The following is a 14,528-nucleotide window of genomic DNA, read 5'->3' as shown; positions in this document are numbered from 1 at the left end:
AGTATTCTGGTGGGGATTTTTTATGTTTGAGCAAGAGCTTGAATTAGTTCATGAGTCTGTTGAAGAAAGTGGGTCTTATGATTCTGTAATGGAGGCTATTGATTCTGAGTGGATCGAACAATCACTCCTTTCAGCTAACAAGGCGAGTATCCGTAATCGCCGTCTGCCTGCGCAGCAGGCAGTCTGGCTAGTGCTTTGGATGGGATTAATACGTAACCAGTCCATCAAAGAAGTCTGTAGCTCGATGGATATAGCACTTCAATCTGGAGACTCCACCTGGTCTCGTGTAGCACCGAGTGTATTGACGGATTGCCGACGACGCTTAGGTGAAGCCCCAATGTCTTACTTATTTAAATCCACTATATCAGCCTGGCTTGAGCAAGCGTTAGGGGACCAAAATACACTAGGGCTTACCACTCTTGCCGTTGATGGAACGGTGTTTCGTTGCCAAGACTCTGAAGAAAATGCCAATGAGTTTGGTTTTATTTCAAAAACACACAAACCCTATCCTCAACTTCGATTAGTCAGCCTTATATCTACTGAAACCAGAATGGTATTAGGTGCTGCCTTTGATGGTTGTCACGTAGGAGAGATCACACTCGCACAGCGTTTAGTTCAAGATACACCTGATAACTCCTTAACCCTATTTGACCGTTGTTATTTCTCTGCTGACTTATTAGTCAATTGGCAAAGCTCTGGAGTACAGCGACATTGGCTGACACCCGTAAAGTCAAAAATGCGTTACGAGGTGGTCGAAGAGTTTGCGAATAATGATTTGCTCATTGATATGCCAGTCTCTCCCCAAGCGAGAAAGAAAAACCCCGAGCTTCCCGAAACATGGCGTGCCCGTTTTATTGCTTATCAAGAGCCAAAAGGTGAAATAAAAGGCTTCGTCACCTCATTGGTTGATCCCGTTAAGTATCCGCTGGACAAGCTACTTAATATCTACTGGCAACGCTGGGAAATAGAAGAAGGATACGGTGAACTTAAGCAAACCCAGCTACAAAGCAAGGTGACGTTACGAAGCAAATTTGTTGAAGGTGTTAAGCAAGAGTTGTGGGGAGTGCTTATCGCTTATAATCTGGTTCGTTTAGAAATGACAGCGATAGCAAAGGAAGCTAAAGTTGCGCCAACCCGTATCAGTTTTACCGCGGCAATAAGCTTGATAGATACACAATTAAGGTGGCTTGCTTTATCACCAGATGGAAAGCTGCCAGCGAAACTTAAGCAAATGCGAGCCGATATAAAACACTTTATCCTTCCAGATAAAAGAAAGCACCGAACGTATCCACGCTCAGTGCTCTATATACCTAGCCGTTATCCACTTAAATATAAACAGTAATGCTTATCCGAATAGCATTAGACAAACCAGTATGGTGTTTTCGATAAACTAGCTGCGATAACGTTTTGTCAGTTATTGGGCTGGTTTAGCCACTTCAATATAATGCCAGGAGTCTGCAATGTGCAGCCTTGCTGAAGTCACACGTTTATTCCGCTCGACATTAATGTGGTTAGTTTGCTCTGACCACAACTCTTGCAGGGCGGTCATCTTAAGATAAAAACCGTCCATATTAATGGTGATCGGCGTTTCCTGATAAACCCACAAATACTTGCCCTGTAACTCGGTGCCAACATAGGTCAGCGTTAACGGATGTTGCTGCTGATCCTGCATCGAAAACGTCGAAATAGCATAATAAGCAAACGCTTCACGGCCAACGGGATCGCCGATCAGATCGGTACTTTTATCGATCACTTGTTGGGCTGCGTGTTCAGCATCGTGTAAATAAAACCGATGCTGGACTTCTAGCATGCCGCTACGCTGATTAAATACAATACTGGTGTAAGCTTCTTTTTGCTGGTGGGCCGTGACATTGCCCGCCAGCAAACTTAACGCGATAGCCATGAATCCTGCATAAAATGATAGACGCATTATTTTTTCTTCACTTTTATTTCAGGCTCTTTCAGGGCTTCTTTATTGTCATGCATAATGTCGCGATACTTATTGCCCTTACGTTCCTCTTCTTTAAAGGCTTCAATGCGTGAGGGAATAATTTGTCTTGGGTAATAGTTGTTTTCAATATCGACATCGGCTGTTTCGCCGCGACGATCAACCACGGCAGACACTAAGATTTTGTCTTTGTCGGTAACAATGAGCTTACTGACTTCAAACGGTGAACGGCGCCAAATTTCTGCAGGCAGCACCAATGACTCGGTATCACCATTTTCAAACGTGAGTTCGAGTAAAATTGGCATCACTAAGCCACCTAAATTGGCAAAGTTAAACACATAATAGTTTTTATCTTCTTTGAGTGCGCGTGCGAGTGTTTGTTGCTCCCACGGGTCTAGCTCGGCGTGTTTTTTGTTGTACTTGTTGCGCTCTTTATTGGTCACGCTAAATTGATCATATTGGTCATGATAATCAACGTTATCTGAATTAAGTTCTACCCAGGTTTTTATGCCACTTTGTTGGTTACGCTCAACCGAATAAGGCATGGGTTTGTCTTTATAATCTTGGCGACGACGATCAAAATCAATATCAGGATTATTGCTGTCTAAGCGCAGTTTATAAATGCGATCTAGCGAGATATCAACATGATCTGTGGTGTAAAACCAGCCACGGAAAAACCAATCTAAGTCGACGCCAGAGGCTTCTTCCATGGTGCGGAAAAAGTCGCTTGGAGTAGGGCGCTTGTTCATCCAGCGACGGCTGTACTCTTGAAAGGCAAAATCGAATAGCTCACGGCCTAATACCACTTCACGTAAAATGTTGAGTGCCACAGCAGGTTTAATATAGGCGTTTGGACCAAGCTGTAACACGCTGTCTGACTGCGTCATCACCGGCACTTGCACGTTAGACTTCATGTACTCAATCACGTCACTTGGCTCACGCCCCCACGGTAGCGATGGGTCCCATTCGCGAGTGGCTATGCCGTCTAAAAAGCTATTTAAACCTTCGTCCATCCACGTCCATTGACGCTCGTCTGAGTTCACAATCATTGGGAAATAGTTATGGCCGACTTCGTGGATTACTACGCCGATTAAGAATTGTTTTTCCGACAAGGTATAAGTACGGCTTTCATCGTCGTGCCAAATGGTGCGTGGACCATTAAAGCTGATCATCGGGTATTCCATGCCGCCAACAGGGCCGTTTACACTAATGGCCGCAGGGTAGGGATAATCGAAGGTAAAGCGCGAATAGACTTCAAGGGTGTGAATAACCGATGCAGTTGAATAACGCTGCCAAAGTTCTCCACCTTCTTTAGGATAAAACGACATTGCCATCACTTGTGGGTTCTGGCTGCCTTTTTGTTGGTAACCTTGAGCATCCCAAATAAATTTACGTGAAGATGCCCAAGCAAAGTCGCGTACGTTTTCAGCTTTAAAATGCCAGGTTTTATTGCCTTTAGCAGTGCTTGACTCGTTAGTAATTGCTTCGTCTTCTGAGACAATAAATACAGGCTTTTTGGCTGTTTTAGCTTTATCTAAACGGTTGATTTGTTCAGGTGATAACACCTTTTTGCTGTTTTGTAATACGCCAGTGGCTGTGACGATGTGGTCGCTGGGTACGGTCATACTGACATCGTAATTACCAAACTCGAGGGTAAACTCGCCGCTGCCTAAAAACTCTTTATTGTGCCACGCTTCGTAGTCGGAATAGCTGGCAACTCGCGGAAACCACTGCGCCAATAAGAAGATGTCATTACCGCCTTTACGCTTGTCATCTGGGAAGTGCTCATATCCAGAACGTGCACCCACGGCGTCTTCTTCTAAAATGTTATAGCCATAATTAATGCGTAATTGAGTCGATTTATTGTGGCTTAACGGGGTGGGTAAATCGACGCGCATTTGGGCGCCGACAATAGTGTATTTTAAAGGCTTATTATTAGTGTCAGTAACAGCCGCTATTTGATAACCCAAGTTATTGTCAGCTAAAAATTGTTGGCGACGAAGATCACCTAAACTGATTTTGGCAAAGGCATTATCACCGTAAGTGTTGTTAGCACTAACACTACCATCCACGCCATTAAATGCGGCGCTGCGTTCAGATATCGAATCTGATTTAAAACGATTTTGTTCTAGCTGTAACCATAGATATTTGAGCGTATACGGTGAGTTGTTGTGATAAGTAATCACTTGCTCGCCTTGAATGCGACGCTTTTTTTCATCCAGAGTGACATCGATTTTATAATCAACTTGTTGTTGCCAGTAGTCTTTACCTGGTTCGCCAGCAGCATTGCGGTAATCGTTTGGTGTTGGGAGGCTCTCTTCAAGTTGACGAAACTTGTCTACAAAATGACCTTTGCTTTGGACAATTTCAGAAGCCGAACTGGTAATAATAACTGAACTGGTTAATGCCAGTAACAGCAGCTGACGATACACGCGCATAAATACTCCTTTGACGTCAGCAAGCTGATGCCAATAATCCCAAAATGATGATTTGTTATATTTTTTGTAGGCGGAGTGTAACTAAATTGACCCTGTTATGCAGTGATTAGAGTGTTACGAAGTTTTGCACCTTGCTGATGCCAATTCCGTATGGCATAACAACAGCAAGCGAGATTAATTGAAAATAGGCAGGAATTTTTGCAGGTTTTTATGACGGGCCTCGTCAGAGGTCAGTTCAGGTAATATTTTGTATTTACTCATAATCTGCTGATATTCGCCATTGGCTTTTAGCATGTCGATGCCGTTAGCAAAGGTTACTGCATAAGCTTTATTGTGTGGATTAAAGCCAACATATAAAGGTACAGGTTTGCCTACAGTGCCAGCGTAGCGAAGTTGCTTGGTTAAGTTTAATTGACTCGCGGTGTACTCAATGACATTTTTGTTGTCGATGATGACCGAATGACGTCCTTTTACCAGCCGAATAATATTCATCGCTAATGGGTCTCTACCCGAGGCAAAGTAGGTATTAGGATGTGCAGCAAACCAAGCATCGAGCTCAACACCATAGTCATAACCAGTGACGATAGCAGCTTGTTGAGTGCTATTAAGGTCGGTAATCTGCTCAAATGTTTCATTACTATCAACAAGAGTATAAAAGTCATTGCTGTTATAGCCGACAATCACATCTGCATTAATCAATTGGTTTTCGGCAATGGCGTTTGGCGTCAATGCCAGTACAGCATCAATGTTGTTTCTTTGCAGTTCAATCAGTGCGCGTTTATAAGGAAGAATCTGAAATTCAATCGGTTGACCTTGGATTTCAAAAGCGCGACGTGTGAGTTCTACAACGTAGCCTGTTTGGTTGTTGCAGATATAAGGACACCAAATATCAGATGCGATACGGATAGGTGTAGCATGGGCGTGAATACTGAAAATAGACAGTAAAACGAACAGATACTTTAACAAGTATTTTGCTCCATGTGTTGAAGGGGCGGGTATATTAATGGTTTAGAGAGTATAGGCAATCTTTTTTGATTAAAAAAAATACTACTTTATGTTTTGCTAACAAACATGCCGATTTTGTGAACAGGTAACCGGTGCCAGTAACAGGCTATTCATTATAGTTACATTTTAATAACAATTAACCAAGGTGATATTTTTATGGCAATTTTAAACAGAACATTTACTCATGTAGTGGTTGAGCAGCCTGGCGAACCCAGTGCGATGATCATGACTAAATCAACACTTGCGATGCCAACAGAAGGCCAGATGACGATTAAGGTGCATGCCGCTGGAGTTAATGGGCCTGACATTAAACAGCGCGTTGGCGCTTATCCACCGCCAGCAGATGCCAGCCCGATTATCGGGCTAGAAGTGGCTGGTGAAATTGTTGCCGTGGCAGACGATGTTACCCAATGGAAAGTGGGCGATAAAGTGTGTGCCTTAGTGCCTGGTGGCGGCTATGCCGAGTTAGTGAATACTTACGCAGCACATTGTTTACCCATTCCTACCGGTTACAGTTTTGTACAAGCTGCCGCGTTGCCAGAAACCTTTTTTACCGTGTGGGGTAACTTGTTTATTCGTGGTGGACTTAACGCGGGTGAAACGGTGCTTATTCATGGCGGTTCTGGCGGTATCGGTACGACCGCAATTCAAATGGCGAGTCGTTTAGGCGCAACGGTATTTGCGACCTCTGGCAGTGCAGAGAAATGCCAATACTGTCTTGATCAAGGTGCTAGTGTAGCGATTAACTATAACGAGCAGCACTTTGTTGAGCCGATTTTAGAAGCAACAAATGGATTAGGCGTTAATGTCATTATGGATATTGCAGGTGGTGACTTTATTAACGAAAACCTCAAAGCGATTGCAACCGACGGACGTATGGTGTCGGTTGCCATGCAACGTGGTCCACAGGCAAACGTGGATATTTTCCGTATTATGGCTAAGCGAGTGATTTGGACAGGTTCAACGTTACGACCACAAAGCGTGGCGAATAAAGCCCTTATTGCTCAAGGTTTGGCAGAGTTCGTATGGCCGTTATTAAATAGCGGTAAAATGAGCATTCCAATTGATAGTGTGTTCCCATTCTCGCAAGTGGTGCAGGCACATGAACTAATGGAGTCGGGCACACACAAAGGCAAGATAGTGTTAGATCTACAAGCTGATCCTCGTTAAGTAAATGAATACTCTTATCAATACACATATTAATATTGTGGTTTTAATCAGCGATATATTTTGATAAAAAACTTGAAGCTTGATGTTTTTAAGCTAAAGTCGTGATCACAAAGTGATTGGCCTGAAACGGGTTAATCACTTTTGTGAGGCGTTTATTTTGTGAGAAAAATGACGATAAAGTGTTAAAAATTGACGACAACCAACATTTTTATGCGATTACTCGAAAATTTCATCGTTTTAGGCATTGATTCTCAGAAATATTCTGTTTAAATACCCACACAAATACAGAACAGATAATCGTGGCGTAGGATGAAGATGTTATCTTCAATAATCCTGCATCATTTTTAGAATATGTGTTGATTAAGGGCGTTAGCATATATGTATAACACTGCAAAAAAACAACTTTGGTTTGGTGAATTAAGAACATCGAAAGGTAACACTATCGTCGTTCATGATAATCAATTGCCAGAAGCGTCACCAGGGCGCATTTTCATGTACAACACTATCCGTAATACGATTGTGGAGTACGTAGAAGACATCGTTAAAGTTAACTTACACGACTTAGACGAGCAACAAACAAAAGCCGCTATGGCTGAGTTTGGCGATGCTTGGAAGGTGGCACGTAGTGAGTTTATGGCAAAGCATCAGTTACGAATTGATTTATCAAAAGTACCCGATACAGCGCCACCGCGTAAGGCTAAACCGGCTCCAGAGCCAGATGAACCGATTAACGCCGATGATGACATTCCAGAATTTGATGATTCAGATGATGACAATGATAGCTTTGATGACATGGGTGATAGTGTAGACGATTAAACCTGCAGATAACATTGAGTCTCTGGCTCAGTGTATTGCGTGGTCTATGTTATTATCCTGCTTATATCTGCTATAGATTACTGACCATATAAGGAATAATTTATTATTCCTTATATGGTTTATTCTTTGTCGAAACTGTCGACAATAATCGCACCCATGGACGCGGGCATCGCGATTAAAATAATCCGTTTTAACGCTAAAATTGGGTCGGTGATTAATGGCAATTTATCTAATGCCAATAGCACAATGCTGACCACCAATAACGTTAATATATACGCTGCAATTACCCGCAACAAAAATGCTCGTCTACGCTTAACAATATTTGCCTGAAACACACTCTGATAAGCAAACAGAGTAATAAATGCCAGCGACAATACCACCACCAATACCAAATTTAATGCAGGCAAACTGGCCGACAATCTCCATGCTTCTTCAGAAAATGCAATCGGCACTGACAGGGCAAAAGCCCCAACAGCAATTTGACCAATATCTTCGGCATTAAAATTGGATTTTACTGGCTGATTATTCTGCATCAAACTGATATCGAGTGATGTGGTGATAAACCTTGCCAGGTGTTACCCACACATCGCCGGGCAAGTCAGGTTGATTCGGCGAGTCGGGTAGCATTTGCGGTTCAATACACACAGCTTGATGATCGCTTAATACTCGCTGCTTTTTGCCTACAGTGCCCTGCAAAAAGTTTGCGCCGTAAACCTGCACCCCAGGCTGGTTAGTATAAACCGTCATATTACGGCCGCTATTCGGGCTGGCTAAACAACCAAATCGTTGTAAATCTGCACCGGGATTATCTAACACATAGCAATGGTCAAAACCCTTGGTTGCAGCTAATGCTGGGCGCTCGGTTTGTACCGACATCGGCGTGGCTTTTGCCATGTCTAAATCGCTACCTGCGGTAGGTTGCATTGCGGTAGGTACGCCAACATCATTCATTGTGAGGTACTTTTTAGCATCCACTTGTAAGGTATGCTGTGTATTAGTGTCGCTGCGATTACCGTCTAAATTAAAGTAGCTGTGTTGGGTTAAACTAATGGGACAGGCTTTATCTGTGCTGGCCAGCATTTCAATGTACAAGTTATTACCCACTAAACGGTAATCGAGTTGCACAGTACAATTGCCCGGAAATCCCATGTCGCCGTCAGGGCTTGTTAAGGTTAAGCGAACCCCATCACTTAAGGTACCGAGTTGCCACAATTTGCGATTAAAGCCCTCAACACCACCGTGCAAACAATTGCTCGCTTGATTTACGCTAAGTTGATATTGATGGCCATCATATTGGGTTTTACCATTGGCAATTCGATTGCTATAACGTCCTGCTATCGCGCCTAAATAGGCTTGTTGAGCAAGATAGTCTTCGGCACTGTCGCAGCCTAAGACGATATTTTTGCGTTCACCGTTACGATCTGGAGTCCATAATGATCGAATGATGCCGCCTAAACTTAATACTTCAAGTGCGATGATGCCATTATCAATTCTAACCCGTTCAATCTCACCACCACGGGGATCTTGCCAAGGTTCCAGCACACTAAAACGTACCATTTATGCCTCTCTAATCTGTAAATTGTTAACCGATGCGTCCTGCACCGCCACTTGCTGAACATAAGTATATTGTTGCTTCGATGCCAGTTTGCTTAAAATATTGGTTTTCAACCAGGTTAATCACCTCATCGGTGAGGTCATGATTAACCAGCGCCAATACGCAGCCATCGCTCATACGCACGCCGCCTTTCTCACCGATTAAAGTGGCAATCATGCTCACTAAGGTGTCAATGTCGGCAGTGATAATGTCAAAGTCATCGCGCATAGATGCTTGAGACTGTGCCATTAACTGACTAAAACGAGCAATATTGTTTTGTTGCAAAGCTCTGGCGGCATTACTCGTACGTTGATTTTCGGTGATGATATGGCGCGCTCGGCGAAATTGGACATCGCTGAGTAAGTCTTTATCTGCTGTGAGTAAGCTTAATGATAAATCACGCAGAGAATCGAGACCAAGTAACTTGGTTATCTGATTACACTCTTGCTTGCGTTGTTCAAATTGTTGGGTAAAACCATGACGGTCTTGTTTTAAGTCGATTACGATTAAGCTGAGTTCTTCAGGTAATAGCACTGATTCGCTTTCTAATTCTAAGCAATCAATCAATAAGGCGTGATCAGGCTCTGCCATCGCGCTAATGATTTGGTCCATCATGCCGCAATCTAACAGCATAAATTGGCTTTCGCCACGCTGAGCCAATTGGGCAATAGCGATAGGTGATAAGTTTAGCTGGCTGGCATAACTGATTGCAGTACCAAAAGCGATTTCAAGCGCTGCCGACGATGATAAACCTGCTCCCAGCGGCACGTCACCCACAATGGCTAAGTCTAAGCCTTTGGCTCGTAACCCCGATTGGTTCATGGCGGCGGTAACGCCTTTTAGATAGTGGCTCCAATCATCGCCTGCAGCAACGGGGCCTTCTTCACCAAAGTGCCATTGCTTAATTTCCCCAGGAAACGCCGTTGTCACAGCGCGAAATAAATTATCATCGCGATGCTTAACAGCAATAACAGTATGAAAATTAATTGCGGCGGGTAATGCGAGGCCTTCGTTATAGTCAGTATGCTCGCCCATAATGTTAACTCGCCCGGGCGCCTGGTATAAATCATCTGGCTTGGTGCCAAATGTACGAACAAATAATTTAGTCGCGCGTTGAGCAGGGTTTGACATACTTCAAAAAATCCAACAAAGGGTGACATGGAAAGACTTGTTACTTGAGTTATAGCATGACTTAACCGTGTCTGTAACTGAGATTTTTTATCTGAAGCAAAATTGAAAATATGCGGTAGTAAACAAAAACGCCTAGAGAGTTATCTAGGCGTTTGCAATTGTTGATTAGTTTTATGATGGCAACTCAGATGTCGTTTCATTTATTGCCGATTGATTTGGCTTATCACTACTAGCAGCAACTGAACTTGGAACCAGTTCTGGTGGTGAATCGAGTAGCTCTTTAATCACATGGTCTACAAAACCAGCACCTGCAGCTTCATACAAGTTATACACAGTATTAACACCAGATTCTTTTAATGACTCGGCATCTTCAGCGTATTGCACAATCGCGCTGATTTTTCCTTCGTAATTAAGCTTTTGCAGTTGTTGCACTGCAAACAAATTACCCGCGTGATGTGGCATTGCCAATAGTACTAACTCTAAGTGTGGCGCTCGTTCAAGCTTGACCCAAAAGTCAGTATCGCTAGCGTCACCTTGCACAACATTACGGCCTTCATTTCGATGAAAATCAACCAATTCTTGTTTGTGTTCAATCCCTAAAATTTCGCCGGTGTATTTGGCGCGTAATTCATCATATGCCCCAGAACCAATACGGCCCATCCCCAAGATCAAAAAGCGTGGATTACCAATGCGGATTTGTCTGTCTTCTGGGTGTAATGGGTGGCGTTCGAGTTTGGTTAATTTAGACTGGAAACGCTGATAAATATTACTGACGTTATTATTAAACGGCGCTGCAAATAAAAAACTAATACTTAATGCCACAGCAATAATGATCAGCCATTCTGGTGGTAACCAACCTTTGTGTGCCGCGACTGCTGCTACGATTAAACCAAACTCACTGTAGTTACCTAAGTTAAACGAGGCGAGCAGCGAGGTTCGCGACCGCAGCTTAAAGCGAGTTAGCAGATAGACAAACATCAAAATTTTCACTGGAATTAGCGCAACTAAAATCGCCGCTAAACCAATATCGGCTAAGGTCGGCAATCCATTTAACCCAATAGTTAAGAAAAATGCGACTAAGAATAACTCTTTAAAGAAATAAATAGATTTGGCTAATTCAGATGATTTAGCATGCCCAGCGAGTAAAATACCCACAATCAATGCGCCTAAATCGGGTTTTAAACCGACGGCTTCAAATAACCATGCCCCCACCACTAATGCCATAACAAGGCCAAACAATACCAACATTTCGCCGTGGCCGACCCGATCAAATATTTTATAAATAAGCGGTCTTGCAAGCGGTAGTAATAACAATGCAAATGCCCAAACCGACGGGATGTTACCTTTAGAAATGGTTAAAAATATCACCGCGAAGATGTCTTGCATAATCAAGATACCAATCGCGACTCGGCCATAAAGCGACTGCATATCACCGCTATCTTCAAGCACTTTTACCGCAAATACGGTACTGGAAAAACTTAATGCAAAGGAAATTAGCATCAGTTGATTGAAGCTGTATCCGTCGAGCTGTTCAATACCTAAAAAGCCCAATAACTTCAGTACTGGCACAAAAAATAGAATCGAACCAATTAAATGTAAGCTTGAACCCGCCCACACTTCGGCTTTAAACAGGCTTTTAAGGTCAAGTTTGAGACCAATAGAAAACAATAATAAGGTGACACCTAAGTCAGCAAGTTGCTGCAAAATAGGTAAGCTAGTGTCTTCAATGCCTAAGGTGAACAATACAAAACCAGCAGCAAGATAACCAATCAGTGGCGGTAAACCCACTCGGCTGACAAGCATTCCGCAAAGTAGGGTGATAATCAGGATAGCGGGTTCCATAAAGCGCCTTGAATGAGGGATACAAAATCTTATTGTATAAGAAAAAAGTTAACTTTCGATGACTTTAATAGCCTAAAAGCAAAAAACAGCATCTTTAGTAGCTAAAGATGCTGTTTTATATAGTGTATTGCTAAATGATTCTACCAACTGCTTTTACGGTACACAGCACAACATGCGATCATTAATTAAGTTGATTTGATGAATGCTCTCACTTTGCACATTCACTCAGCCCAGTAAGTTAATGTGCTTAGTCTGTTAAGTCGGTCTGTTAACTTACTTTGCTAACAGTATATCTAAATGAGCAGCAAAGTCTTTTGGTCCCATAAAGCCGGTAACCCGCAAGTCTTCACGCTGCTCACCGTCGCTATTAAACATTAACAATGTCGGTAAACCTAACACGCCATAATGTTCTAAAAGGGTGATATCAATGTCATCGCTGGCAGTCACGTCAGCTTGCAATAACACCATTTGGTTCATACGCGTTTCCACGTCGGCATTTTTAAAGGTAATGGCTTCAAATTCTTTACACGCCACACACCAGTCGGCGTATAAATCTAACATCACCGTTTTACCGCTAATACTGGCTTTATCCAATTCAACTTCTAAGTCTTCCAGCGACTTAATACGGATAAAGTGATTGGCTTCGGTGTTGGTTTTGCCATCAATACTGGTTTGGGTCATATTTGAGGATTGATGACCAAAGCTGCTCATTAATGCTTGGAAACCATATGAGAAACTTGCCATTAAAGCCAGTAATAACAACACCCCACGAGTGCTTTGTTTCCAGTTAAATTCTGACAACCTGTTTTGATGCATTAAGTAAGCGATTAAGCTTATTGCCCATACTGACCAAAGTAAATCGGACACTAAACCAGGCCAAATACGACCAATCATTACAATAGAAACTGAAATCAGTAAGAAGCCAAAGATGGTTTTAATAATGTCCATCCACGCTCCTGCGCGCGGTAAAATTTTGCCACCCGAAGTCCCAATCACTAATAACGGTAAACCCATACCCATGCTGAGTACATACAGCGCTAAAAAGCCTTGCAGTAAATCACCAGACTGCGCCACGTAAATCAGCACGCCAGATAACGGCGCCGTGGTACAAGGCGAAGCGACTAAACCTGAAATCACCCCCATCATAAACACACCAATAAGGTTGCCACCTTTTTGGTTGTTCGACATCGAGTTCATTTTTTCTTGCCACTTCGATGGCAGCTTTAAATCGTACATGCCAAACATCGATAAGCTCAGCAGCACAAACATCACCGCCAAGAAAATCAAAATAGCAGGGTGTTGTAATGCCGCTTGAAACTTAAGTCCGGCAGAGGCAACCACTAATCCTAATAATGAATAGGTAATGGCCATGCCTTGCACGTAGGCCATTGATAGGGTGAAGGCTTTAGCGGTAGAGAGCTTCTTGCCTTGACCAACAATAATGCCCGACAAAATAGGGTACATCGGAAACACACACGGTGTTAATGCTAAGCCAATACCTAAACCAAAGAAAATAACTAAAGTCCATAATAGGCTATCGTTTTGGAGCATTTGGTTTAACGTGTCTTGCTGAGTAATCGGTGCCGCTGGTGCATCGGTTGCCGTTGTTGATGCTTGCGCATCATCAGGTGCGCCAATCACTTTTTTACTGCTTAACGTGCCGTCATTTGCTTCAATCGCTGCTAACGTTACATCGTGCTTGGTTGGCGGATAACACAAGGTACCTTCTGCACAACCCATAAAGGTGACATGAAATACCGCATCGGCTTGGGCTTCTTTAAACGCGATAGGGATTTCAACAAACGAGTAAAACACCTCTTGGTCGCCAAAGTATTCGTCATGATGGTTTTTACCATGAGGTAATTCAATATCACCAATCACCGCACCGTCGACCGAAAACTGCAGCTTATCGCGATATAAATAATAGCCCTCTGCAATCACAAAATTGATTTTGAGCTGATTACCTTGTTGTTGGTAATCAAACACAAAAGCATCGTTAACCTTCATTAACTCAGGTTCGCTGCTTAAAAAGCTAAATTTATTACTCAACACATTAGCGCTGTGTGCTGCTGGCGCGAGTATCATTGATGACATCATTAACAATGATGTCAGGCATATGGCGACGAGTTTTTTCATGATGGTGAGTTGTCTTTTATCCATTGTAAATAAGGGCCAAAACCACCGGTAATTGGAGTGGCAATGAATTCTGGTACTTCATAAGGATGCATTGTGATCACGAGCTGTTCAATTGCATGGTAATCAATTGCCATGCATTTTATCTGTATTGGCACTTCGTGTGACTGACAAATGTTATTGTCCCAATAATAAATTGACTCAACGGCTTGGCCTATTTGTACACATGCCGCTAACTTTGCCTCTACTAATGCAGTCGCAATACTGGCTGCAATGTCAGCATCTGGGCAAGTGGTTAATATCAATAGCAGTTCAGGTTTATACATAAGTTGTCTTAAAGTTTACTTAAGCTAATGCTGTTATCATGCACAAGGTCATCACAGTACGCTTTTTTAAACGCATTTTCATTAAACTGAGGTGATATTCGTGACGCGTCTTGAAAAGAGACCCG

The 14,528-nt window shown here is 42.8% G+C and carries 12 protein-coding genes; 3 read left to right on the top strand and 9 right to left on the bottom strand.

Annotation, left to right across the window (positions count from 1 at the left end):
• Positions 1 to 22: 22 nt before the first annotated feature.
• Positions 23 to 1,342, top strand: a complete 1,320-nt coding sequence (locus tag GUY17_RS19065) for an IS4 family transposase (RefSeq protein ID WP_162022188.1) — start codon at positions 23 to 25, stop codon at positions 1,340 to 1,342.
• A 72-nt stretch (positions 1,343 to 1,414) separates the two neighbouring features.
• Here GUY17_RS19065 and GUY17_RS19060 read toward each other — a convergent pair whose 3' ends face one another.
• The 3 genes from GUY17_RS19060 to GUY17_RS19050 all read right to left on the bottom strand — a co-directional run bounded on the left by GUY17_RS19060 (position 1,415) and on the right by GUY17_RS19050 (position 5,352).
• Positions 1,415 to 1,930 carry a DUF6702 family protein gene (locus GUY17_RS19060; protein WP_162024022.1) on the bottom strand — a complete coding sequence of 172 codons (516 nt, stop codon included), beginning with the start codon at positions 1,928 to 1,930 and terminating at the stop codon, positions 1,415 to 1,417.
• A complete protein-coding gene (locus GUY17_RS19055; protein WP_174839661.1) occupies positions 1,930 to 4,386 on the bottom strand; it encodes a M1 family metallopeptidase in 2,457 nt (818 codons plus the stop codon). The genes GUY17_RS19060 and GUY17_RS19055 overlap by 1 nt, the downstream gene beginning before the upstream one ends.
• Before the next feature lie 174 nt (positions 4,387 to 4,560).
• A complete protein-coding gene (locus GUY17_RS19050; RefSeq protein ID WP_162024021.1) occupies positions 4,561 to 5,352 on the bottom strand; it encodes an ABC transporter substrate-binding protein in 792 nt (263 codons plus the stop codon).
• 195 nt (positions 5,353 to 5,547) lie between these two features.
• On the opposite strand from GUY17_RS19050, the gene GUY17_RS19045 reads away from it, so the two are divergent.
• Together GUY17_RS19045 and GUY17_RS19040 are read left to right on the top strand one after the other, a co-directional pair.
• The gene (locus GUY17_RS19045; protein ID WP_162024020.1) at positions 5,548 to 6,561 is read left to right on the top strand and encodes an NAD(P)H-quinone oxidoreductase; all 1,014 of its coding nucleotides are present in this window, start codon (positions 5,548 to 5,550) and stop codon (positions 6,559 to 6,561) included.
• 378 nt (positions 6,562 to 6,939) lie between these two features.
• A complete protein-coding gene (locus GUY17_RS19040) occupies positions 6,940 to 7,377 on the top strand; it encodes a hypothetical protein (protein ID WP_101085004.1) in 438 nt (145 codons plus the stop codon).
• Positions 7,378 to 7,496: 119 nt separating this feature from the next.
• Here GUY17_RS19040 and GUY17_RS19035 read toward each other — a convergent pair whose 3' ends face one another.
• From GUY17_RS19035 to cutA, 6 genes are all read right to left on the bottom strand, one after another.
• Positions 7,497 to 7,910 (bottom strand): DUF2391 family protein, encoded by a 414-nt coding sequence (locus tag GUY17_RS19035; protein WP_101085005.1) that lies wholly within the window; start codon positions 7,908 to 7,910, stop codon positions 7,497 to 7,499.
• On the bottom strand, positions 7,900 to 8,934 hold the full coding sequence (locus GUY17_RS19030; RefSeq protein ID WP_162024019.1) for an aldose epimerase family protein: 1,035 nt from the start codon (positions 8,932 to 8,934) through the stop codon (positions 7,900 to 7,902). Before GUY17_RS19030 ends, GUY17_RS19035 begins: the two co-directional genes overlap by 11 nt.
• Positions 8,935 to 8,959: 25 nt before the next feature.
• A complete protein-coding gene (gene galK / locus GUY17_RS19025; RefSeq protein WP_101085007.1) occupies positions 8,960 to 10,102 on the bottom strand; it encodes a galactokinase in 1,143 nt (380 codons plus the stop codon).
• 171 nt (positions 10,103 to 10,273) lie between these two features.
• A complete protein-coding gene (locus tag GUY17_RS19020) occupies positions 10,274 to 11,944 on the bottom strand; it encodes a cation:proton antiporter family protein (protein WP_162024018.1) in 1,671 nt (556 codons plus the stop codon).
• A gap of 273 nt (positions 11,945 to 12,217) precedes the next feature.
• Positions 12,218 to 14,080, bottom strand: a complete 1,863-nt coding sequence (locus GUY17_RS19015) for a protein-disulfide reductase DsbD (RefSeq protein ID WP_162024416.1) — start codon at positions 14,078 to 14,080, stop codon at positions 12,218 to 12,220.
• Entirely contained in the window at positions 14,077 to 14,403 is a 327-nt protein-coding gene (gene cutA / locus GUY17_RS19010; protein WP_162024017.1) for a divalent-cation tolerance protein CutA, read from the bottom strand. The genes GUY17_RS19015 and cutA overlap by 4 nt, the downstream gene beginning before the upstream one ends.
• Positions 14,404 to 14,528: the final 125 nt, after the last annotated feature.

Origin of the sequence: Shewanella sp. Arc9-LZ, from assembly GCF_010092445.1 — a bacterium.
Taxonomy (GTDB): Bacteria; Pseudomonadota; Gammaproteobacteria; order Enterobacterales; family Shewanellaceae; genus Shewanella.
The sequence above is the reverse complement of the archived record's forward strand: the minus strand, read 5'-3'. Positions and strand labels throughout refer to the sequence as shown.